Below are 24,403 nucleotides of genomic sequence, written 5' to 3' on the forward strand. Positions count from 1 at the left end.
TTAAACCTAAAAACCTTTATAAGTTTCTCACTGCGTTTTTAAATTGACGTCCTCTATCTTCATAATTCTCAAATAAATCGAAGCTAGCACATGCTGGCGACAACAATACATTATCTCCTGCTTCTGCAACTTTATAAGCAATCTTTACAGCTTCACTCATAAATTGCGTTTCGATAATAACATCCACCATACCTGAGAATGTTTTCATCAACTTTTCATTATCCACACCTAAGCACACAATAGCTTTGACCTTTTCATTTACAAAAGGGAACAACTCTTCATAGCTATTGCCTTTATCTTCTCCTCCTACAATCCACACTGTTGGTGCATCCATACTTTCTAAAGCATAATATGTAGCGTTAACATTAGTAGCCTTAGAGTCATTGATGTAGTCTACCTTGTTGATTTTGAGCACGTGCTCCAAACGATGTTCTACACCCTGGAAATTCTCTAGGCTTTCCCTTATGGTTTGTTTTCTAATCTTTAATAAATGCGCCACTGTTGATGCAGCCATCGCATTTTTAATATTGTGTTTACCCTCTAGTGCTATACTTTTTGTTGGCATAATGATTTGGTTGTTATCTATTGTTATTTTTATATTCTCTTTATCTATACAGGCGCCATTTTCTAACTTTTTTTCTAAAGAAAATGGCAATAATTTGGATTGAACAGGATGCTTTTCCAACCAACTGGTTATCACTTCATCGTCGGCATCGTAAATGAAAAAGTCATCAGAAGTTTGATTCATTGCAATTCTGAATTTTGAAGCGATATATGCTTCGAAATTGTAATCGTAACGATCCAAATGGTCTGGTGTAATATTGGTTAAAACAGCAATTTTTGGCTTGAAGGTTTGTATCCCGTCTAACTGAAAACTGCTTATCTCCAATACATAATTCGGGTAATCTTCCTCTAAAACTTGTTTCGCAAAGCTGTCGCCAATATTTCCAGCCAATCCTACATTTAATTCTTGCTTTAAGACGTGATTCGTCAAGGTTGCTGTAGTAGTCTTTCCGTTACTACCTGTGATTCCGATAATAGTGGCATCTGTATATTTTGATGCAAACTCTATTTCTGAAATCACAGGAGTCCCTAGAGCTATTAATTGGTGTACTATTGAAACCTTTTCAGGAATACCAGGGCTTTTCATAACCAGATCTGCATTCAGTATTTTAACTTCTGAATGTTGTCCGTCTTCCCATTCAATCTCATGATGTATAAGAACGTTCTTATAATTTTCCTTTATCGTTCCTTTGTCCGAGACAAAAACCTCAAAACCTTTAGCTTTTGCTAACAAAGCTGTTCCTACTCCGCTTTCTCCGCCTCCCAAAACAACGAGTCTCTTCATCTATCTAATCTTCAAGGTCACGATCGTTAAAATGGCCAGCAGAATTCCTACAATCCAGAATCTGGTAACTATTTTACTTTCGTGATATCCTAATTTTTGATAATGGTGGTGTAAAGGAGACATCTTAAAAATGCGTCGCCCTTCTCCATATTTTTTCTTCGTGTACTTGAAATAGCTCACTTGTAACATTACCGATAGGTTTTCTGCCAAGAAGATTCCACATAGTAATGGAATCAACCACTCTTTTCTTACTGCTATTGCTATTACTGCTATGATTCCTCCTATTGTTAAACTTCCCGTATCACCCATAAACACTTGAGCTGGATACGTATTGTACCATAAGAATCCAACCAAAGCTCCTACGAATGCAGCGATGTATATGGTGATTTCTTCAACCCTCGGGATGTACATAATATTGAGGTAATCGGAGAAAATGATATTACCAGATACCCAAGCAAAAATCCCTAGCGTTAATACGATTATTGCCGAAGAACCTGCTGCCAATCCATCGATACCATCGGTTAGATTTGCTCCATTGGAAACTGCCGTGATAATGAATATTGAAGCTAAAATGAAAATGATCCAGGCATACTTACCTAAGTCTGGGTTTATCCAAGTGATTAAATCCGCATAATCGAATTCATTTTTCTTCACAAAAGGAATCGTAGTTTTAGTTGATTTCTCTTCATCCTTAAAAAACTTAGCTACAGAAGTATTTGGGTCTTCTTGAAGCAACTGCTGTTGCTCAACCATAGGTATTTTCTCTTTTACGGTAACATCATTATGGAAATACAATGTTGCACCAACTATAATCCCTAAGCCAACTTGGCCAAGCACTTTAAATCTTCCTTTCAGACCTTGTTTATCATTTTTGAATTTTTTGATATAATCATCTATAAAACCAATGGCTCCCATCCAAACGGTGGTTATAATCAGTAATATGATATAGATGTTTTCAAGCTTCGACAATAACAGAACTGGAATGAGTGTCGCAAGAATAATTATGATTCCTCCCATTGTTGGTGTCCCAGCCTTTTGAGCTTGCCCCTCTAACCCGAGGTCTCTAATGGTTTCTCCTACTTGCTTTTTTTGCAAAAACCTAATGATGCGTTTACCATAAACTGTAGAAATCAGTAATGATAAAATGATAGCCATAGCTGCTCTAAAGGTGATAAACCCAAAGAGTGATGCTCCTGGAAACTGAAATTGTTGTTCTAAATATTCGAATAGGTAATACAACATTATTTCTGCAATTGTGTTAAAAATTCCTGTACTATCTTATAATCATCAAAATCAAAGCGTTCTCCTTTAATTTCTTGGTAGGTTTCATGTCCTTTACCTGCAATGAGAATGATATCATTAGCATTAGCCATTTGACATGCTGCCTTTATCGCTTGTTTTCTATCGAGAATAGAGACTACTTTTTTGAAATTGATTGGCTCTACACCTTGCTCTATATCGTCTATAATTGATTGTGGCTCTTCACTTCGGGGATTATCGCTGGTAAAAATGACTTTGGTACTCAATTCTGAAGCAATGTGCCCCATTTTTGGACGCTTCGTTTTATCTCTATCACCTCCACAACCAACAACAGTTATGAGTTCTTCATTCTTTGTTCTTATTGAATTGATGGTCTCTAATACATTTTTTAAAGCATCTGGAGTGTGCGCATAGTCAACTATAGCAGTGATGTTTTCGTCTGATACAATGTATTGGAATCGCCCACTAACACTTTCTAGCTCACTCATTAATCTGAGGCATTCTACCTTTTCCAACCCAAGCAACTGAGCCGTAGCATAGATCGCCGCCAGATTATAGGCATTAAAGTGCCCAACGAGTTTTGACCACAAATCATTCTCATTGATTTTCAGCAATAAACCTCCAAATTGATTTTCTAGAATCTGCGCTTTGTAATCAGCATAGGTTTTTAATGCATAGGTATACTTCCTTGCTGCTGTATTTTGCAACATTACTAAACCATTCTTATCATCTATATTGACCAATGCAAAAGCTTTGGCAGATAACTGATCGAAGAATCGTTTTTTTACATCTCTGTATTCTGCAAATGAAGCGTGATAGTCTAAATGGTCGTGCGATAAGTTGGTAAAGATTCCACCTTCAAAATACAAACCTTCAATACGGTTCTGATGAATTCCGTGCGAGCTCACTTCCATAAAGCAAAACTCAACGCCTTCATCATTCATCTGCTTTAAATGCGAGTTAATTACTAATGGATCTGGAGTTGTGTGTGTCGCATCATAGGCTTTATCGTCTACCATAATTTTTACAGTAGATAATAACCCAACCTTGTATCCTGCTTTCTTGAATAACTGATATAGCAATGTGGCAACTGTAGTTTTACCATTTGTTCCTGTTACACCTACAAGTCTTAGATTCTCTGATGGCAATTCATAATAATTGGCTGCCATAAATGCTAATGCACTACTAGAGTCTTCAACCTCTACATAAGTAATTCCATCTCTGAGATTTTCTGGCAGTGCTTCACAAACTACAGCTACTGAACCATTATCTATAGCCTTGTCTATATAATTGTGTCCATCGACACTCACACCAGAAATAGCTACAAAGACATCGTGCTCTGAAGCTTTACGAGAATCGTAATTAATTTCATCAATGACAATATTAGTACTGCCAACAACTGCATTGATAGTAACCTTATATAATATGTCCTTTAATGGTGTCACTAAATCGTTAATTCTACGGTTTGATTTTTTTTCACTTTTACACCTTTAGCTATAGATTGCTCTTTTACAATTCCCACACCACTCACTCTTACTTTCAGACCCATATTCTCTAATAATGCCATAGCATCCATAGTTGGCATGCCTTTTACATTTGGCATTATTGTTTTAAATGTTTCTGCGGTATCGAAATAATTTTCAAAACTCTTTTCAGCGGTATTATCATTTACTGCCAAAGTCTTTACTTCATCAATCAGCGGTGTATCTGTATAAATTTTTTGTGCAATTTTTTTGAAGACTGGACCTGAAACATCTGCACCATAGTATCCTTTCTTCACACTTGGCTTGTGGATTACTACAATGCATGAATATTTTGGATTTTCTGCTGGGAAATAACCTGCAAATGAAGAGACGTAACGCTTATTCTCACTCCAATCTTTCATCCAGTATTCCGTCTGAGCTGTCCCCGTTTTTCCAGCCATAGAAAAGTTTTCAGAATGCAAACGATAGCCTGTCCCATGCTTTTTCTCCACTACATTCTTAAGTAGCTGTTGTAATTTTTTGACTGTTGCTTCTGAACAAATCTTCTTGTTTATGACTTCTTTATCGAAAGACTCAACAACATTTCCATATTCTTTTACCTCTCTTAAAAAACGCGGTCTTAACATCTCCCCGCCATTTGCTATAGCATTGTAAAACGTAAGTGTTTGAAGTGGCGTCATTTTTACATTGTATCCATAAGCCATCCATTGCAGAGCAATACCACTCCAAAGCCCATTCTTTACTCTCGGGTCTGGTATTATCGGCTTTCCTTCTCCAAGAATTGGCAAGTCAAGCTGTTCATGCAAATCCATATCATAAAGCCCATCCACAAACTTTTTAGGGTTTTTACCATAGTGCTTATCAATAGTTTTTACAATCCCTGTATTTGAAGACACTTCAAATGCTTTTGAAACGGTTATCTTACCATATCCTCCACGTCGAGAGTCTCTTACCTTGTTGCCATAGAAACTCAAAATTCCTCCTTGCGTGTCTACCACGTCACTTGTGTCTATGACTTTATCTTCTAAAGCAACTGCCAAAGCCATTAACTTGAATGTTGAACCTGGCTCATGCGATTCCCAGACGGCATAGTTTCGTTTCTCGTAGTAAGTTCCTTTTTCCGTTCTTCCTAAATTGGAAATTGCTCTAATTTCACCTGTATTAGTTTCCATCACAACTACACAACCATGGTCTGCCTCATAGTATTCTAATTGTTCTAACAAAGCATGATGCGCTATATCTTGGATATTAGCGTCAATAGTAGTGTAGATATCATACCCATCTTGAGGCTCAACTTCATTATTATCTCTAATAGGTTTCCATTGACCATTACCTATCTTTTGCTTCATTCTGTGACCGTTCTTTCCTCGTAAATATTTTTCCCCAAAAGCTCCGTCTATTCCCGCTCTGGTCACATTTCCTTCCTCGTCAAATCGTTCGTATCCAATTGCTCTATGTGCAATGCCTCCCATAGGATGCTCACGTTTAGTTTTCTGCTCTACAATTAACCCTCCCTTAAACGCACCGAGACTCAATAATGGAAAGTTTCTAAACCTTATATAGTCTGTATAGCTTAGGTTTCGAGCTAAAAGGAAATATCTATTCTTGTTTGTTCTTGCTTTGCGAATTTCTCTTTCGTAATGCCCTGATGATTTACCCAAAAATCTAGATAGCGAATCTGATAAAGACTTTACATTATCTTCAAAGTTTGCTGTAGAAGGGGTTAGCGCATCTAATCTGATATCGTATTTTGGAACTGAAGTCGCCAACAAACTACCATCTGCAGCATAAACGTTACCTCTATTGGCTGGGATTTCAACATTCTTTACTGTACGTTGCTCAGCAAGGCTTCTGTATTTGTCACCTTGAATAAACTGAATGCTCATTAGTTTGAATACCACCGCAAGGACAAAAACAAACATGCAGCCAGCAACAAAATACAATCGGTTTAATATTTGTTTTTCTTCTACTGCCAATGCTTTGTTAGTTGCTTTGAGATTTAACTTTTATTTTTTTTGGTGGTATTAAGGATGTTTTTATTCCTTTTTCTGATACTTTTTTCACGACTGATGATTGCATTTTCAAAGCCATCAATGTCTTTCGGCCTTCAACCATAATCGATCTTAATTCTTTCACTTCATTATTCAACCTTGCAATCTCGTGCACCTTCTGATCTGCACTGTGAGAGCTAGCAATCATTATCAAAGCCAAAACAGATATGAAGATGATCATCCTCCAATTCTTAAATGAATCATCGCTGATCAAAAATTTCCCTCTAAGTATGCCGTATATGTTCTTCTTCATAGCTTCTCTGCTATTCTCAGCTTTGCACTTCTTGCTCTGTTATTTTGTTCTATCTCTTCTGCTGTTGGAATTATTAATCCTCCAACTTTTTTTAATGGCACTTCAAAACGCCCAAATACATCACGCTCTGGCTCTCCTTCGAAAAGTCCATTGCGTATAAATCGTTTTACTAATCGATCCTCTAAAGAGTGGTACGATATAAAGCTTAAGCGTCCTCCTGTTTTTAGTAATTCTGAAGTTTGAAGCAGTAATTCTTTTAAAACCTCCAGTTCTTGGTTAACCTCAATCCGAATAGCCTGATAGATTTGGGCCAGAATCTTGTGTTCCTTTCTTGGTAACAAAAATCGTTGCAAGACCTGTTTTAATTCAACGCTGGTTTCAATGGGTTTATTTAGTCTGGCCGCAATTATTTCTCTTGCCATAGCTGGCGCTTGCCTTAGCTCTCCATAAACTTTCAGCACTGTTCTTATTTGATCTTCGGAATATGTATTCACCACATCATAAGCAGACAGGTCTCCATCTTGATTCATTCTCATGTCTAGCTGCCCATCGAATCTTGTGGAAAATCCTCTCTCGGGAACATCAAACTGATGTGAAGACACACCAAAATCAGCTAAAATTCCATCTACTTGCTTATATCCATAAAACTTCAAGAATCGTTTTACGTATCTAAAGTTTTCGTTGATTAGTAAAAATCGATTGTCATCAATGGTATTTGAAAGAGCGTCTTTATCTTGATCGAAAGCAATTAATCTTCCATTTTCTCCTAGCCGATTTAATATCTCCCTGCTATGTCCGCCACCGCCAAAGGTGACATCCACATACACACCATCTTCTTTAATGTTTAAACCGTCTACTGTTTCTTGGAGCAGAACTGGATTATGATATTCCATTGTCGTCGTCATCTTGTCCCATTACTTCTTCTGCCAAATCAGCAAAATCTACTGTAGCATCATCTATAGCTTTTTCATAGCGTTGCTTATCCCAAATTTCAACGATATGAACAGCTGATGCCATAACCACATCTTTAGTTATTCCTGAAAAGGCCATAAGATCTTTGGGCACCAATAATCTGCCAGAGTTATCAACTTCAATAATCTTCACACCAGCAGTAAAACGTCTTATAAAGTCGTTGTTCTTTTTCTTGAAGCGATTGAGCTTATTAACCTTTGACATAAGCGCATTCCATTCTTCCATAGGGTATAATTCCAAACATGGTTGAAAGACTGCTCGCTTAAGCACAAACCCTTGTTGCAAAACAGGAGACAACTGCTTTTTTAAAGCAGAAGGAAGAAGTACTCTTCCTTTTGCATCTGCTTTGCATTCGTATGTGCCTATTAATGGGTTCAAATATTTGGTTTTAAGCTTGTAACGACTATGATTCAAATATATTGAAAAAAAACCCACATTTACCCACTATATCCCACTTTTGTTAATAAGTTTTCGATGAAGTGCTTAATTGATGCGTTTTGCTAGCATATCTTAGGCAAGAGATGTTCTAATTATCAAAGAATTACAATTTCATTTGAAAGTGGAAAAACTAATGTTGATATCTATCTCATAACCTACTTCTGGGCTCTATAATTGTAGCTTTAAAATATGTAGGATTTAACTATATTTGTTTTTAACAAAAGACCCTATATGGCGCACATTTTAAAAAAAGAAAAAGAATTCAGCTACATAGAGATTGGTGAAGGAACTCCAATTATTGTGCTTCATGGGTTGATGGGTGGACTTAGTAATTTTGATGGTGTTTCAGGTTTTTTTTCTGAGCGAGGCTATAAAATTGTTATTCCTGAACTTCCTATATACACCATGTCTTTATTGAAGACTAATGTTAAAAGCTTTGCCAATTATCTTCATGATTTCATAGAGTTTAAAGGTTTTGACGAAGTGATTTTATTGGGTAATTCTCTTGGTGGTCATATTGGACTTTATCACACTAAAATGTATCCTGAGAAAGTTAAGGCTTTGATTATTACGGGAAGCTCTGGTCTTTATGAAAGCGCTATGGGAAGTGGCTATACTAAGCGTAGCGATTATGAGGTTATCAAGAAAAAAGCTCAGGATGTATTTTATGACCCAGAGGTTGCTACCAAGGAGATTGTGGATGAAGTTTATGCAACTGTAAATGACAGAAACAAGCTTGTAAAAACGTTGGCTATCGCTAAAAGTGCTATACGTCATAATATGGCCAAGGATCTCCCTAAAATGCAAACACCAACTTGCATTATTTGGGGAAAGAATGACTCGGTTACACCTCCTGAAGTTGCAGAAGAATTTAATGATTTACTTCCTGATTCTGAGTTATTTTGGATTGACAAATGTGGTCATGCGGCTATGATGGAGCATCCTGATTTATTTAACGAAATCTTAGATTCCTGGCTGAATAAGCGCGGGTTTTAAAACTTCTAATATCACACTAAATGCATATTAAATCTGCCGAGTTTGTAATGAGTAATTCGGACGTTTCAAAATGTCCTAGCAATACGTTGCCTGAATATGCTTTTATTGGTCGTAGTAATGTTGGGAAATCGTCATTAATCAATATGCTTACAGGTCGAAAAAGTCTTGCCAAGACTTCTGGAAGGCCTGGAAAAACGCAACTGATTAATCACTTTATCATAAATAATAATTGGTATTTGGTTGATCTTCCCGGGTATGGTTATGCAAGAGTATCTAAGTCTTCAAAAAAGATTTTTCAAAAATTTATTACTGATTATTTTTCCAAAAGAACCCAACTGGTTTCAGCTTTTGTTTTAGTAGACATTAGACACAAACCGCAGCCAGTTGATTTAGAATTTATGCAATGGATGGGTGAAAATCAGATTCCTTTTTCGATTGTGTTCACAAAGGCTGACAAGCTTAAACCTAAGGCTATTGAACGTCATGTTGATGAATACAGCGAAATACTATTAGAGCAATGGGAAGAGATGCCAAACTACTTTATTACGTCTTCTAGCAAGTATATTGGTAAGGATGAATTGTTACAGTTCATTCAGGATACAAATGATGAAATAAATGCTTTGAGGAAAAGCTAAGATTCTTATAGTTAGGACTTTCTAGTGTCTAGTTAATCGCTAATTTTTCTGCTCAACAAATTCTCCATTTTCAAAAACTAAAGTTACTCTTCTAGAATCACCTTTATAAAACCCTACGTCTCCATCAAATTCATAATAATCAAAGGATAATGTTTTTGATTCTGGATTAAACTCTAGGTTAATTTTAGCGCCTCGATTTGCTCCTATATACAAATATTTCTCTCCTTGAAATATCGCGTCACATAACGCCAGTTCATTGCCTTTAATTTTATATGCTCTGGCCAAAATATGCTTCTTACCTCCTCCATAAGTTCCATACCCCATAAGTATATAATAGGTTTCGCTTTTGACTTTAAACTCACTAATATCATAGATAGTAACACTTGTAGGCTCTCCTGTACTAAATTCATCCCCTGAGTCTAATCTTTGATATTTTACTTCCCCATATTTTGTTTTGTATTGTATATACGAGGCATAATCATGCCAGCTTCCTCCATTTATTCTATCCCAACTCAAAGTTTTTACTAGACTATCTTCTGATCTTCTAATGGTAACATATTCGGATAATTTTTTAAATGGATATTTGAAATTTGCTGGATCATCAAGACTAGATACCAGCCTTTCTTCTATTATGGGTGCCATACAGTTAGCAATTTCAGTATCAACAGAATAGAATGTCTTAAAAAGACCAGATAAATATCTATCACTAAATTCTTGATCACTTTCTTGGGTATAAGAAACATTTGAACATATAATCAAATTAACTAGTAAGATTGTTAATCGCTTCATTTTGTCTTTTTATTATCCTGTCTTAACGTCTAATGCATCTCTAAGTGCATTCCCAATAAGCATAAAACTCATTACCAAAACCATGATACAAAGCCCAGGGATTATTGCTAAATAAGGCTTCCCGAGAATTATATAGTTGTAGTGATCTTTTATCATTGCTCCCCAACTTGCCATTGGTGGTTGTGCTCCAATACCTAAAAAGCTTAATCCACTTTCGATGAGTATTGCTGCTGCAAAATTGGCTGCGGAAATCACAATGACTGGCGCCATAATATTGGGTAAAATATGCTTGATAATAATTCTGGAGTTTTTAAATCCAAGTGCTTTTGCAGCTGTAACGTATTGCATTTCTTTTACTGAAATCACCTGTCCTCTAACCACTCTAGCCACTTCTACCCACATCGTAAGCCCAACAGCTATAAATACTTGCCAAAATCCTTTTCCAAGGGCTAATGTAATGGCTATGACTAACAGCAATGTTGGTATGGACCAAGTAACGTTGATAATCCACATGATTATCTTATCTACTCTTCCTCCATAAAAGCCGGCTAAACTCCCCATGGTTATTCCTATAATCAATGAAATAAACACAGCAACAAAGCCTATAAAAAATGATATTCGAGATCCAACCAAAATACGACTCAAGTAATCTCGTCCATATTTATCGGTTCCGAATAAAAATTTATGTTCTTTGATGTATGGTTTATAATCACCATTTGGAAAGACACTAAGCGGTATTATTTTAGTATCTCCTTCTTTTTCGCCTTTTGTATATTCTACATAAGTCAGTGTTTCTTCATCTACTTGATAGCTAGAGATAGGCATTTCTACACCGCTATTCTTAACACCAAAAAACAGTTTAGAAAAATAACTTTGATCCGTCTTTATGTCCGAAGGTATGGTAAGCATGCTAACTTTAAACCCTGGCTTCATAGAGTGAATTGACAAATGCATTTGGTTGGCATATTGCGAATTATCTGGCGCTAACACATAGGAAAATATAGCAATGACACCAATTATAGCAATAACCCAAAAACTAAAAACGCCCCAAAAATTCTTTTTGAATTTTCGGAGCGCAAGTTGAGTTAATGAACTGCTTTTTCTATGCATTCAGTATTAGTTCTTTACAGCGACCTTTGATTTGATTTCGTAAGTCATTTTTAAGTCGTGTAGTACGTTTAGAGCTTCTTCAATATAAACATCCTGACTTAGAGCCTCATGCCAACGGTTACGCTTTTGCTTAAGCACAGAATCTTGCTCCATTAGCTTAATTTCATAAGGTAATGACTGAAAAGTAAGGTTTGTTTTATAATCTCCAATTTTATCAAATCGCTTTGCTTCCTCTTCATTGAGATTCATTTCAGCTTTATACTTTTCATAATTCAAAGAATACACTTCACGATCTCTAATCTTCTTTATCCATTGTGCATTGGCATCAATTAATCTTAATTGCTCATTATTAGCCATACGCTCTTTACTCTTTTTGATCGTAGCATCGTAATCAAAGTAGTTGCTCCACTCGTTGAAGTCTACTGCATCAATCTTATCCCAAGGCAATGGGTTCTCCTGATCCTTTTCTCCGATGTCTATATAGCTATAACGGTCTGGAACAATCACATCACTCTTAACGCCTTCTAATTGAGTAGAACCACCATTTACACGGTAGAACTTCTGCGTTGTGAACTTTAATGCTCCCATATCGCCATTACTGTTGTTTCTCACCATTCGGTTAAGGTCTAATACATTTTGTACTGTTCCTTTTCCATAGGTTTGCTTACTTCCAATAACAATAGCTCTTTTATAATCTTGCATAGCAGCCGCTAAAATTTCGGATGCTGATGCTGACAATTCGTTTACTAAAATTACTAATGGTCCATCCCACACAATAGCTTTATCTCTATCGTTTAGAACTTCTTTTGGCTCTCCAGTAGTCTTTACTTGTACAATTGGGCCTTCTTTGATAAATAACCCTGCCATGTCGACAACTGTTTGAAGCGATCCTCCTCCATTATTTCTAAGGTCAATTACAAGACCTTCCATACCTTCCGCTTTAAGGCGCTCTACTTCCAGCCTAATATCTGTAGCTGCATTTCTCTTTTTATAATCTTCGAAGTTCACATAAAACTTAGGAAGGTTAATTACTCCAAATGTTTTTCCTTCTTTTTCAACTTTTGAAGATTTAGCGTAGGTTTCTTCTAACTCTACAATATCTCTTGTAATGGTAATATCTTCAATAGTACCATCAGTTTTCTTAAGCGTTAGCGTTACTTTAGTACCTTTTGGCCCTTTGATGAATTTGATAGCATCGTCTAGACGCATTCCTACTACATTTACACCTTCTTCTTCTTCTTCCTGTCTTACTTTAAGAATATTGTCACCGACTTCAAGTTCGTTTTGACGCCAAGCTGGTCCTCCACTGATAATTTCATTAACCACGATAGCATCCATTTTCTTCTGGAGTCTTGCGCCAATACCTTCAAAATTACCAGACATGGCAACATCGAATCTATCTTTGTCTTCTGGAGCAAAATAGAATGTGTGTGGATCAAACTCTTCTACAACGGCATTAATGTATACTGAAAACCAATCTTTACGTTGTCTATCATCAATAAATACATACAACTCATCTAAAGAGCGAAGTGTAGCTTCTCTTGCTTCTGCTTCTAACTCTTTATCTGTCTTCATTTCTTGTTTACCATCTACCTTATCATTGGTAGCAGAAAACGCTCCTTCAGGAATATCTGAAGCACTCGCCAAATCTTGTTGATTTACCGCATCATCAAAATTTGCAATGGTAGAAAACTTTAACTGCTTTCTCCAGCGCTCTTTCATTTGCTTCTTATTTTTTGCATAAGGCAAGCTTTCATAATCTGTAGAAAAAGATTCATTCAAGGTGAAGTCGAAAGGATCTTCTAAAATTTCTCTATAGATTTTCTTAGACTCTTCTATACGTTCTAAAAGTCTTTGATGCGTAAGGTTAAAGAATGTAATATCGTATTCTCTAAGCTGATCATCTATTTTATCCTTATAGGCTGAAAATTCTTTGATATCTGATTCGTAAAAATATCTTTTGAACGGATCCAATTGCTGCAGATAGTCATCAAAAACATTCTGAGAGAACTCGTCATCAATATTCTTCGGATCAAAGTGTCCTTCTTCGAGAACATAAGTAATCAACTGAATTAATAATTTGTCCTTATTTGGGTCACTAAACTTTTTAGACGTAAAACTGCATGATGCAAATGCTAAAAGCAATGCAAGCAACAAAAATCTATAATTCCTTCTCATAAATCTCATGGTATATTTTTCACTAAAATAAAAGAAAAAACCATGCCAATAAAATTGGCTGTACATAATTTTTTGTTAAACCATTAATAACAAGGGTTTCATCGGTATTTTGTGTATTTTAGTACGGTAAAAAAGTGAACAAAAAATGTCAAAAAAGCCTCTTATCCTAGTCATTAACGATGACGGCATTACAGCACCAGGAATCCGCGCATTAATTGATGTGTGCAACGCTATTGGTGATGTTGTAGTGGTTGCTCCAGATAGTCCGCAAAGCGGCATGGGTCATGCCATAACCATTAATTCTACGCTTTTTGTGGAACATATTACTATTGATGATGGAAATCAGAAGGAATATAGTTGTTCTGGGACACCTGCCGATTGTGTAAAACTTGCTGTAAATGAAGTTTTGGATCGTAAGCCAGACCTTTGTGTGTCTGGTATAAACCATGGTTCTAACGCATCTATCAACGTAATCTACTCTGGTACTATGAGTGCTGCTATAGAAGCTGGTATTGAAGGGATTCCTGCTATTGGGTTTTCGCTATTGGATTATAACTGGAATGCCAATTTTGATGCTGCTAAACATTTTGCAAAGACCATTATTATTAATGCCTTAAAGCAAGGGATTCCGAGAGGTGTTGTGCTCAATGTAAATTTTCCTAATCTTCCTAAAGAGGATATAAAAGGTATAAAGGTCTGCCGACAAGCCAGAGCTAACTGGAAAGAGGAATTTGATAAACGTAAAAGTCCTATGGGACGCGATTATTACTGGCTTACAGGTAAGTTTGTGAATTTAGACAAAGGTGAAGATACCGATCAATGGGCTTTAGAAAATGGCTATGTATCTGTGGTTCCCATTCAATTCGATCTTACAGCCCATCATTGTATCCAGTTATTAAATACTTGGAGTCTTAATGAGTAGTATTTACACGAAATTCATAATTTGGTCTATTAAATTCATCAGTCTATGAAGTATTACATAATAGCTGGAGAAGCTTCAGGAGATTTGCATGGCTCTAATTTGATGAAAGCACTCATCAAACAAGATGTTGATGCAGATTTCAGGTTTTGGGGAGGCGATCTTATGGAAGCTGTTGGTGGTACGTTGGTAAAGCACTACAAGGAACGCTCCTTTATGGGTTTTGCGGAAGTAATTCTCAACTTAAGAAAGATCTTTGGGCTCATTAAATTCTGTAAAACTGATATTGCAACATATCAACCCGATGTTATCATTTTTATAGACAATTCTGGTTTTAACCTTAGAATAGCCAAATGGGCTAAACAGGAAAACTATAAAACGCATTATTATATTTCGCCACAAGTTTGGGCTTCTAGAGCGAGTCGTGTTGAGAAAATAAAACGTGATATTGATGAGATGTATGTTATTCTTCCTTTTGAAGAGGAATTTTACAAGTCTTACAATTATGATGTTCATTTTGTTGGTCATCCGTTGATTGATGCCATTGCAGATCGTTCTCAGGTTGATGAATATAAATTTAGAGCAGAGCACGGACTTAATGAAAAACCAATTATTGCACTATTACCAGGTAGCCGTAAGCAGGAAATCATAAAAATGCTTTCTGTAATGCTCAGTGTTGTGAAGGATTTTACGGATTATCAATTTGTCATAGCTGGTGCGCCAAGCCAAGACTATGAATTCTATCAGCAGTTTATAAAGACTAATAATGTGGCGTTTGTATCAAACGAAACTTATGATTTATTGAGTATTTCTACAGCGGCCTTAGTGACCTCTGGGACTGCAACCTTAGAAACAGCTTTATTTAAAGTTCCACAAGTGGTTTGCTATAAAGCGAATGCCATTTCGTATCATATCGCAAAGCGCATTATTACGCTAAAGTTTATTTCTTTAGTGAACCTCATTATGGATAAAGAAGTGGTTACTGAACTTATACAGGGCGACTTAAACACCAAACAACTAAAACAAGAACTAAATTTAATACTCGATGAGAGCCACCGAGAGCAATTGTATCTTGATTATTATGAGCTAGAACAAAAGCTTGGCGGAAAAGGTGCCAGTGACAAGGCCGCTCAACTCATCTATAACTGCTTAACCAAATCTAACTAAACTATTGAAACGAACACTACTTATACTCTGTATCTTATTATCGCTTAGCAGTTGCAAATCCTCGAAACGGGCTGCATCCAAAAAATCACCCAGAACTACAACAACGACATCCAATAGCTATTCTCCAAAAGCCTCAAAGATTATTAGCTATGCACAACAGTTTGAAGGTGTACGATACAAATATGGTGGTACTACCAAACGTGGTATGGATTGCTCTGGTTTAGTATACACAAGCTTTAATGCGCATGATATTGTGCTTCCACGAATTTCTTCGGATATGGCAAAGCGTGGTGATTGGATCGATATTAAAGCGATACGCCCTGGAGATTTGGTGTTTTTTGCTACACGAAAGAATAGCAGACGTGTTAACCATGTTGGTTTGGTAACCAAAGTACGTGGTGATGACTTTGAGTTTATCCATGCTACGACTAGCAAAGGCGTCATTACCTCATCGATAAAAGAACGGTATTGGTATCTGGCTTATGTACAGGCCAGACGAGTTTTATGATCCTAGCCACCCCAAATTAGTCCATTTTAATAACCTACTTTATGAAATTATTGAGATTTCCTCTTATAGCATTTACGCTATTCCTAATCATAGGCATTCTTATTGCGCATTGTTTTACAATACCAACAAGGTATTCCTTTATATTACTGATTGTAATATCTCTAGTCACATTAATTTCTTCATTCCTAAAGTCTTTTAGAACTTCCTTTGCGTTCTACCTATTAATATTCTCTTGTTTTATTTGCTGTGGTATTGTAACGTATAACCTTCAAGATGAACAACGCTGGGAGCTTCACTATACCAAAATTCAAAATGATGAACCAAGCATTATTACTTTTGAAATTACCAAACGCTTAAAGCCTTCAAAATTTCACCATAAGTATGAAGCTTATGTTCACAGCATTGACTCTTTAAATACCAAAGGCACTATACTTCTTAATATTAAAAAGGATTCTCTGACTAAAGCCGTTTCAGTTGGAAATAGATATTACGCATATGCAGCTTTAGATTCTATAAGACGTTCATTAAACCCGTATCAATTCAACTACAAAACATATCTTCAAAAGCAATATATCTACAGACAACTAACTCTCAAACCTGATGCTCTTATCGTAATAGATTCTTCTAAAACTTCTATTCACAGCTATGCCAATCGCTTTAGGGAGCGAATCACTAATAATCTAAAGGGAAGTTCATTTAATAGTGATGAACTGTCTATAATACAAGCATTACTTCTTGGACAAAGACAAGACATTAGTAAAGATCTCTACACTAATTTCTCAAAAGCTGGCGTAATTCATATTCTTGCAGTTTCAGGGTTACATGTTGGTATCATCTTATTCATCCTTCAGTTTTTATTTAGTCCTCTTGATCGATTGAAACGTGGGAATTATATAAAGATGGTAATTATAGTTCAGCTTCTTTGGTGTTTTGCCATCATTGCTGGATTATCTCCATCCGTTACCAGAGCGGTAACGATGTTCACTGTGGTAGCCATAGCAATCAATTTGAAACGCATTACTAATATTTATAATACTCTTGCGATTTCAGCTTTCTTTATTTTGCTGTTTAAACCAATGTTCTTATTTGATGTTGGCTTTCAGATGAGTTACGCAGCTGTACTAGCCATAGTGAGTTTTCAGCCTTTACTTTACAACTCCATAAAACGTCCAAAGTTCATTATTCTAGATAAAGCATGGCAAATTGCCACAGTGACTTTAGCGGCACAAGTTGGTGTATTGCCGCTTAGTCTTTATTATTTTCATCAATTTCCAGGATTGTTTATCGTGTCTAACCTAATTATCATTCCTGCCTTGGGTATTATTCTAAGCTTAGGAATGCTCGTTATTGTATTAAGCTATTTTGATGTACTCCCTGAATTGTTAGTGAAGGTATATAGCTCTATACTCTCTACTATGAACAACTATGTAGAATGGATTTCTGCTCAAGAGTCATTTTTATTTAAAGAAATCTCTTTTAATGAACTTCAAGTAGTCTCTTGTTATCTCTTAATCTTGATAACTTATAGGTTTTTGAAATCAATAAACACAAGAAATCTCATTTTAGGATTTGTTTGTTTGATATTGGTTCAAGTATCTTTCTTGTACAGTCTTTTGAAGGTAAAACAAGATCGTTTTATTGTTTTCAATAAGAATCGATATAGTGTAATTGGGATACAGCATGATTCAAAATTAAAACTACATCATAATCTTCAAGGTGATGTAAGATCTGAGCACTTAGTGACTAACTACAAAATTGGCAATAGAATTGATACCATCGAATCTGATTCAATTGACTATGTATATCAATTCGAAAAGCAAAACATCCTAATAATTGATAGTTTGGGTTTATACAATGTCTCATCATTTAAACCTGATTATGTACTACTCAGAAATTCACCTAAGCTTAACTTGAATCGTTTGATTGATAGCTTGCAACCAAAACAAATCATTGCTGATGCTAGCAATTACAAATCATATGTTTCGCGTTGGAGCGCTACTTGTTTACACAAAAAAATCCCTTTTCATAGTACTTATGAAAAGGGAGCATTTATAATTGATTGAGATATTTAACCTTTGAAAGAGGGTTGAAACGCAGCATAATACTCATTAAACTGCTCTTGAGATTTCATCTCTTTATAGTCATCGTCTTTAAACAGTTTTAAAAACAGCTCTAATTGCTGTGGTGATTTGTAGCCTTTTATTGGCGCAATCATTTTGCCATCTTCATCAAAAAAGACCATTGTAGGGAATGCACTTACTCTTAAGTAACGCGTTAATTCGTGTGAAGCATTTCTACGCTGAGCTTTTGCTGGATCATATCCTGGATTTGAAAAAGTTCTGCCGTCGTAGGAGATTGTAGAATCACCTTGTGCATTGAACTTTACTGCATAGTAATTTTTGTTAATATAATCTGCTACATCCTGATTTTTGAAGGTGTTTTTATCCAACATCTTACATGGCCCACACCAAACGGTGTATACGTCCATCATTATCTTTTTAGGATTCTTCTTTTGAAGTTCTAAAGCTTCTTCGAAACTTACCCAGTTGATTTTGTCACCTTGCTTCTTTTGCGCTGTGCTTAAAGTAGTTCCCAGAACTGCGATAAGCATAAATATTACGGCTCTTTTCATAACTCAATTTGTTGCAATTTCCATTCCGAACTTACAAAAAATGCGCCTGAAAAGGCGCATTTTGCGTTTATTTTAACGTTTTATTCGATTATCGAACTCCATGCATTAGTTTTTTCAATAATGGGTGTAATAATAAAGCAACTATACCCATTCCAATTGGAATCAATGTGAAAATCAAGAAAAATCCTGACAAGCTATGCTCGGCTGTTATCTTTTCAATATCACCTCCTACATAATGTGCTAACTTATTACCGATCGCAATAGCTAAATAATACACCCCAAACATGAAGGCAATCATTCTGGCTGGAATAAGTTTACTCAAATAGGATAATCCCATTGGTGACAAACACAACTCTCCCAGTGTATGGAATAAGTAGGCCAATACTAGCCATGCCATACTTAAGCTTGCTGTTTCTGCTCCAGCAGGTACATGTCTTGCCCCAAAAGCCAGAAATGCAAATCCGATCCCTAATAAGAATAATCCTAAGAAATATTTTACGGATGCTGGCGGATTGTAACGGCTATCCCACCACTTCGTAAATAGTGGCGCAAACATAATGATGAATAGTGAGTTTAGAATCGCAAACCAGGTTACTGGTACTTCAGTCTCTGTTGATTGAAATTCAACATATAATTTGTAAATCACAATTGCCCAAACAATCACAAAGCTGAATCCGAGAATTGTATTAGATAATCCTATGCGATTGAATGTTTTTCGGAACAAACTCAATAGTACATAGGTAATAATTGCTAATGGAACTACAGTAACAATAAGATCAACAACTTTAAAAGTTGTTGCTGCACCACCTTCTAATAAGCGGTCTGTAAAATCTCTTGTGTACAGTGGTAACGATCCCGCAGCTTGCTCAAAAGCCGCCCAAAAGAATATGGTAAACAAACAGAATATCGCAAAAGCAATCATTCTATCGCGTTCTATGGTAACATATCTAGGAATTCTGATAATGAGTAGCAAAATGAATGCTACGGCAGCTAGTAGAGCAAAGAATAAGGAATCGCCCATTCCTGCAACGGTGAAATTGAGTGTTTGAATATCTCCAATTTTACTTAGCGGATCATTAATGATGAAAATAAGTGCAGATATAGCAAATACAACTATTAAGACGACATCTATCATTCTGAACTTATTAAGTCTAGGATCATCGCCTGTTTGTCCTCTGAAAATCTCTTTGGCCACTTCAACAGTGGAGTGGGATTCTATTGGTTTTATTGGTTTGTCCCCAACTGTTCCAAATAATGGTTGTGCAAAATAAAACTGAAGCATTCCGAGTAGCATGAAGATTCCTGCTAATCCGAAACCATAACTCCAACCTACTTTTTCGCCTACCCATCCACACATCATGATTCCAAGGAAAGCACCGGCATTAACACCCATATAAAAGATATTATAGGCACCGTCCTTCTTTTCATCGTGTCCTTCGTACATTTTTGAGATTATAGAGGTCATATTAGGTTTGAAGAACCCATTACCTAGTATAAGCAGTGCAATTCCTATGTAGAGAAATGTAGGTGTTTCAACAGCCATCGCGGCATGACCAAGCGTCATCAATAAGGCGCCTATCACAACAGCCATACGATAACCTATTTTTTTATCGGCTAGCCAACCTCCAACTAAAGGTGTTAAATATACAAAAAGTGCATAGGTTCCTAGTAAAGATAAAGCAGCTTCAGTACTCCAGCCCCAACCTGGATTTTCTCCGGTTACTAATCCTGTAAGGAATATTACCAATATGGCACGCATGCCATAGTAAGAGAAACGCTCCCACATTTCAGTAAAGAATAGTACAAACAACCCTGCTGGGTGCCCCATTACCTTATTCTCAAAAAAATTCTCAGATGATTTATTCATATCGAAAAAGTTTAGTTAGTAGAAAACCCTCAGAAAAGAGGGTTTTTATATGTTAATTATCCGCTAATTCGAAGCCTTCAGCTTCTTCATGCATTGTACGCTCATTATCTTCTGCCCCATGTGTTAAGGCTTCTAGTTTCTTTCTGAACAATAGAACCAGAGCTCCAAAAATCACACAGAATACAGCAATACCTGTAAAGATCGTAAACTCTCCAAATTTTGAGGCTGACTCACCTAGTAGACCTGCTAATTTATTCCCAAATCCTGTCATCGCAAAGTAAACACCCATCATAAGAGACGCATATTTTAGTGGTGCCAATTTAGTAATATAGGATAGTGCTACTGGAGAAATACATAGCTCACCAACTGTATGGAATAAATAAGCTAATACTAACCAGTACATTGCTGAAGCTCCAGTACTTTCAAATTCTGCTGAAGCTGCAGACATAAAGAAGAATCCTGTACCCATTATTATAAGACCGATAATCATCTTGAATAAAGAGGTAGAAACTTTGCCTTTTAATTTTCGATTAGCCCAATAGGCTGCAACCGAAGTTCCTAAAAATATGATAAACATTGCATTGAGCGATTGGAACCAAGACGCTGGAACTTCCCAACCCATAAGCATTCTATTGGTGTTTTCTTTAGCATAGATGTTCATTAAACCTCCTGCTTGTTCGAAAGCTCCCCAAAATACGATTACTAATAAGAACGAAATAAAAAGTACTACTATTCTATCCTTCTCAATTTTAGTAAGTGGCTTTTTCATAGCTTCTTTCTCTTCAGCATTTTCTGAAGTTCCAAGGAAATTACCAACATGCTTTAAATGTTTCTGACCTAACAGATATTGAAGTAACCCTAAAGCCATTCCGATTCCTGCTAATCCAAAACCATAGTGCCATCCATGAACTTCGCCTACGTAACCAACAATTAAACTTGATAAGAAAGCTCCAATATTAATTCCTATATAAAAAATTGTAAATCCTTTGTCCCTTCTTATATCTCCTTGCTTATATAAACCACCTACCATTGTAGATATATTTGGTTTTAGCATTCCTACTCCAGCAATAATCAGCCCAAGACCTGTATAAAATGCCCACATTTGTTCTACAGCTAATATACTGTGCCCCAGCACTAATAGAATTCCACCATAAAGAACAGATTTCTTTTGTCCTAAAAACTTATCTGCTATCCAACCTCCAGGAATAGACATAACATATACCAACATGGTATACCATCCGTAAAGCGCTAACGCTTCACCATTTGTCCAACCTAAACCAGCATTATCGCTATGTACTTCTGCTACTAAATACAGTACTAAAATTGCTCGCATACCATAGTAGGAAAAACGTTCCCACATTTCTGTAAAAAACAGCACATATAATCCGACTGGATGTCCAAATAGCTCTTTCTGTTTTATAGTTCCTGAATCTGCCATAAAATTTATTATTAGTTAGTTATAGTTTATCCTTTGATCTTAATGTTTTCCTTTTCCTCCTCTTTGGAAGTTTCCCTTTTGTCTCCCAGAGTTTTGTGTACAAAGTTGGTCATCTTCTTATACAAGTGTAATCTTGTATTTCCGCCATAGATACCATGATTCTTATCAGGGTAAATCATCCACTCAAATTGCTTATCTGCTTGTATCAATGCTTCAACCATTCTCATGGTGTTTTGTACATGAACATTATCGTCTCCTGTTCCATGGATTAACAAAAAGTCACCTTCTAATTTATCGACATGGTTTATTGGAGAATTTTCATCATAACCGCTTGGATTTTCCTGAGGAGTTGTCATGTAACGTTCTGTGTAGATTGTATCATAAAAACGCCAGCTTGTTACAGGTGCTACTGCAATAGCCATACTGAACACGTCGCTACCTTTGAATAGTGCATTACTACTCATAAAACCACCGTAGCTCCATCCCCAAATACCGATGCGATCTTCATCAATATAAGGTCTTTTGGCTAACTGTCTTGCAGCCTCAATCTGATCTTCAACTTCATATTTCCCTAATTCTTTTTGAGTCACTTTTTTAAAGGCTGCTCCTTTAAGACCTGTTCCTCTTCCGTCAATACAAGCCACAATATAGCCTTCTTGTGCCAAGTGCTGATACCAGTAATCGTTGCTACCATTCCAACGGTTTGCTACCTGTTGAGAACCTGGTCCTGAATATTGGTACATAAAGAGCGGATACTTTTTATTTGGATCAAAATCTGCTGGTTTTATCATCCACATATTCAAGTCGTTTCCATTGACATTGATCGTACTGAATTCTTTCTTGGACGTTTTATAGTCTAGTAGTTTTTTAGCGAGTTTATCATTGTCAACAATACTTTTAATAACGTCTCCATCTTTTGAGTCATTCAGCGTGTATTCTGGTGGTGATGTTGCACTAGAGTGTGTATTGATATAATATGTAAAGTCAGCACTAAAAGCTGCTCTGTTAGTACCATCAGTTTTAGAAAGTCGTTTCTTATTTTTCCCATTCAAACCAATACTGTAGATGTCTCTATTGATAGAACCATTCTCTACAGATTGATAGAAAATACGCTTAGACTTAGCATCATAACCATAGTAGTTCGTCACTTCCCAATCACCATTTGTTACTTGATTAATTAGCTTTCCGTTTTTATCGTAATGGTAAATATGGTTGTATCCGTCTTTTTCACTAGTCCAAATAAAGCTATCGTCTTTCAGGAATGTTAGGTTATCTGTAACATCAATGTAAGCGTTATCTGTTTCAGCTAAAACCAAATTTGAAGACATTGTTGCAGCATCAATCATCCAAAGGTCCAACTCATTTTGGTGACGATTCATATACTGCGCACTTAACACATTGGGTTGATTAGTCCATTCGATTCTTGGAATGTAATAATCTGAATATGGCTTACTCACTTTTACCTCTTTTGTAGAGGCATCACCTAAGTCATAGATATGTAATGATATTATCGAGTTTTTCTCACCTGCCTTAGGGTATTTAAAAACTTGTTGAGTTTGGTACAAATCTCGCCCGTATACATCCATAGAGAATTCTGGAACTTCTGTTTCATCGAAGCGAATAAAGGCTATTTTATTGCTAGATGCATTCCAATCGAACGCTCTTACAAAGGCAAATTCTTCTTCATAAACCCAATCTGTAATCCCATTGATAATTTTATTCTTAACACCGTCTTTAGTGATTTGAGATGTAGTCCCAGTAGTTAGGTCTTTTATGTGCAGATTGTTCTCAAAACCGTAGGCTACTTTAGTACCATCTGGAGATAACGTTGGCTCCTGAATTAATTCATCAGAAATCCTTATCAGGCTCTTGTCTTCTGTATTGTAAACATAATAAGTTCCCAAAGTAGAGCGTCTAAAGACTGGAATTGATTCGGTAGTTAGTATCACCTGCTTTTCATCCTTGCTAAAAGTGTAGTCTATGAAATATTGAATTTCTGAAAGGTCAGCAGAATTTAATAATGTTTTGTCCTTACTTAATGTTTTATAATTGTAGATATCAATTGAAGATGTACCGTTCGTCCTATCAAAATTTAAAACAGAATATTGTTTTCCATTATTCATGGAATGAAGCGATTGCATTCCTTGTGTTCTAAAAGTTCCTCCCCAAATATCTTCAAGAGTAATCTCTTTATTCTGTCCAGTAAGTGAAAAGGTAAATAAAAAGGCAAAAATCGCTAAACTTTTGTATATCTTCATTAAGGTAGTTTTTTTGACAAAATGATGCCAAGTTTACTAAAAATAATGCAAAAAACCGTAACTATTAACAGTAAATCCTTATTATTAGTAGTACTCGCAC

At 36.1% G+C, this 24,403-nt stretch carries 20 protein-coding genes; 6 read left to right on the top strand and 14 right to left on the bottom strand.

The annotated features are described in order from the left end of the window. Nucleotides 1-16: 16 nt before the first annotated feature. The 7 genes from murD to NCE97_RS10065 all read right to left on the bottom strand — a co-directional run bounded on the left by murD (nucleotide 17) and on the right by NCE97_RS10065 (nucleotide 7,746). Nucleotides 17-1,348, bottom strand: a complete 1,332-nt coding sequence (gene murD / locus NCE97_RS10035; protein ID WP_353778988.1) for a UDP-N-acetylmuramoyl-L-alanine--D-glutamate ligase — start codon at nucleotides 1,346-1,348, stop codon at nucleotides 17-19. Further along, nucleotides 1,349-2,590, bottom strand: coding sequence for a phospho-N-acetylmuramoyl-pentapeptide-transferase (gene mraY, locus NCE97_RS10040; protein ID WP_353778989.1), 1,242 nt, complete (start codon nucleotides 2,588-2,590; stop codon nucleotides 1,349-1,351). Continuing rightward, nucleotides 2,590-4,053, bottom strand: coding sequence for a UDP-N-acetylmuramoyl-L-alanyl-D-glutamate--2,6-diaminopimelate ligase (locus NCE97_RS10045; protein ID WP_353778990.1), 1,464 nt, complete (start codon nucleotides 4,051-4,053; stop codon nucleotides 2,590-2,592). Before NCE97_RS10045 ends, mraY begins: the two co-directional genes overlap by 1 nt. After that, on the bottom strand, nucleotides 4,053-6,014 hold the full coding sequence (locus tag NCE97_RS10050; RefSeq protein ID WP_353779216.1) for a PASTA domain-containing penicillin-binding protein: 1,962 nt from the start codon (nucleotides 6,012-6,014) through the stop codon (nucleotides 4,053-4,055). Before NCE97_RS10050 ends, NCE97_RS10045 begins: the two co-directional genes overlap by 1 nt. A 61-nt stretch (nucleotides 6,015-6,075) precedes the next feature. Then, nucleotides 6,076-6,396, bottom strand: a complete 321-nt coding sequence (locus NCE97_RS10055; RefSeq protein WP_353778992.1) for an FtsL-like putative cell division protein — start codon at nucleotides 6,394-6,396, stop codon at nucleotides 6,076-6,078. Next, entirely contained in the window at nucleotides 6,393-7,289 is an 897-nt protein-coding gene (rsmH, locus tag NCE97_RS10060; protein ID WP_353779217.1) for a 16S rRNA (cytosine(1402)-N(4))-methyltransferase RsmH, read from the bottom strand. Before rsmH ends, NCE97_RS10055 begins: the two co-directional genes overlap by 4 nt. Next, nucleotides 7,276-7,746, bottom strand: coding sequence for a division/cell wall cluster transcriptional repressor MraZ (locus NCE97_RS10065; protein WP_353778993.1), 471 nt, complete (start codon nucleotides 7,744-7,746; stop codon nucleotides 7,276-7,278). Before NCE97_RS10065 ends, rsmH begins: the two co-directional genes overlap by 14 nt. A 291-nt stretch (nucleotides 7,747-8,037) precedes the next feature. Between NCE97_RS10065 and NCE97_RS10070 the strand changes: the two genes are divergently transcribed. Both NCE97_RS10070 and yihA read left to right on the top strand, forming a co-directional pair. Beyond that, nucleotides 8,038-8,802: an alpha/beta fold hydrolase gene (locus NCE97_RS10070; RefSeq protein WP_353778994.1), complete on the top strand. Its 765-nt coding sequence runs from the start codon at nucleotides 8,038-8,040 to the stop codon at nucleotides 8,800-8,802. A gap of 20 nt (nucleotides 8,803-8,822) precedes the next feature. Then, nucleotides 8,823-9,437, top strand: coding sequence for a ribosome biogenesis GTP-binding protein YihA/YsxC (gene yihA, locus NCE97_RS10075; RefSeq protein ID WP_353778996.1), 615 nt, complete (start codon nucleotides 8,823-8,825; stop codon nucleotides 9,435-9,437). 39 nt (nucleotides 9,438-9,476) lie between these two features. On the opposite strand, the gene NCE97_RS10080 is transcribed toward yihA, so the two are convergent. Genes NCE97_RS10080 through NCE97_RS10090 form a run of 3 tightly spaced genes read right to left on the bottom strand, consistent with a single transcriptional unit; the run spans nucleotide 9,477 to nucleotide 13,514 of the window. Beyond that, on the bottom strand, nucleotides 9,477-10,226 hold the full coding sequence (locus NCE97_RS10080; protein WP_353778998.1) for a hypothetical protein: 750 nt from the start codon (nucleotides 10,224-10,226) through the stop codon (nucleotides 9,477-9,479). 12 nt (nucleotides 10,227-10,238) lie between these two features. Next, a complete protein-coding gene (locus tag NCE97_RS10085; protein WP_353778999.1) occupies nucleotides 10,239-11,336 on the bottom strand; it encodes an ABC transporter permease in 1,098 nt (365 codons plus the stop codon). A gap of 6 nt (nucleotides 11,337-11,342) precedes the next feature. Continuing rightward, nucleotides 11,343-13,514, bottom strand: a complete 2,172-nt coding sequence (locus NCE97_RS10090) for a carboxy terminal-processing peptidase (RefSeq protein ID WP_353779218.1) — start codon at nucleotides 13,512-13,514, stop codon at nucleotides 11,343-11,345. Between the two features lie 145 nt (nucleotides 13,515-13,659). On the opposite strand from NCE97_RS10090, the gene surE reads away from it, so the two are divergent. Genes surE through NCE97_RS10110 form a run of 4 tightly spaced genes read left to right on the top strand, consistent with a single transcriptional unit; the run spans nucleotide 13,660 to nucleotide 18,171 of the window. Further along, nucleotides 13,660-14,436 (top strand): 5'/3'-nucleotidase SurE, encoded by a 777-nt coding sequence (surE, locus tag NCE97_RS10095; protein WP_353779000.1) that lies wholly within the window; start codon nucleotides 13,660-13,662, stop codon nucleotides 14,434-14,436. Between the two features lie 45 nt (nucleotides 14,437-14,481). After that, nucleotides 14,482-15,600 carry a lipid-A-disaccharide synthase gene (gene lpxB / locus NCE97_RS10100; protein WP_353779001.1) on the top strand — a complete coding sequence of 373 codons (1,119 nt, stop codon included), beginning with the start codon at nucleotides 14,482-14,484 and terminating at the stop codon, nucleotides 15,598-15,600. Between the two features lie 4 nt (nucleotides 15,601-15,604). Beyond that, complete coding sequence (locus NCE97_RS10105) at nucleotides 15,605-16,108, top strand: C40 family peptidase (RefSeq protein ID WP_353779002.1); 504 nt, start codon at nucleotides 15,605-15,607, stop codon at nucleotides 16,106-16,108. 41 nt (nucleotides 16,109-16,149) lie between these two features. Beyond that, on the top strand, nucleotides 16,150-18,171 hold the full coding sequence (locus NCE97_RS10110) for a ComEC/Rec2 family competence protein (protein ID WP_353779003.1): 2,022 nt from the start codon (nucleotides 16,150-16,152) through the stop codon (nucleotides 18,169-18,171). A 5-nt stretch (nucleotides 18,172-18,176) separates the two neighbouring features. On the opposite strand, the gene NCE97_RS10115 is transcribed toward NCE97_RS10110, so the two are convergent. The 4 genes from NCE97_RS10115 to NCE97_RS10130 all read right to left on the bottom strand — a co-directional run bounded on the left by NCE97_RS10115 (nucleotide 18,177) and on the right by NCE97_RS10130 (nucleotide 24,303). Then, entirely contained in the window at nucleotides 18,177-18,740 is a 564-nt protein-coding gene (locus tag NCE97_RS10115) for a thioredoxin family protein (protein WP_353779005.1), read from the bottom strand. 88 nt (nucleotides 18,741-18,828) lie between these two features. Next, nucleotides 18,829-20,607 (bottom strand): peptide MFS transporter, encoded by a 1,779-nt coding sequence (locus NCE97_RS10120; protein ID WP_353779006.1) that lies wholly within the window; start codon nucleotides 20,605-20,607, stop codon nucleotides 18,829-18,831. A gap of 52 nt (nucleotides 20,608-20,659) precedes the next feature. Continuing rightward, nucleotides 20,660-22,045, bottom strand: a complete 1,386-nt coding sequence (locus tag NCE97_RS10125) for a peptide MFS transporter (RefSeq protein ID WP_353779007.1) — start codon at nucleotides 22,043-22,045, stop codon at nucleotides 20,660-20,662. A 26-nt stretch (nucleotides 22,046-22,071) separates the two neighbouring features. Further along, nucleotides 22,072-24,303 carry a S9 family peptidase gene (locus NCE97_RS10130; protein ID WP_353779009.1) on the bottom strand — a complete coding sequence of 744 codons (2,232 nt, stop codon included), beginning with the start codon at nucleotides 24,301-24,303 and terminating at the stop codon, nucleotides 22,072-22,074. Between the last annotated feature and the right edge of the window lie 100 nt (nucleotides 24,304-24,403).

Origin of the sequence: Winogradskyella sp. 3972H.M.0a.05 (assembly GCF_040493455.1) — a bacterium.
Classification (GTDB): Bacteria; Bacteroidota; Bacteroidia; order Flavobacteriales; family Flavobacteriaceae; genus Microcosmobacter.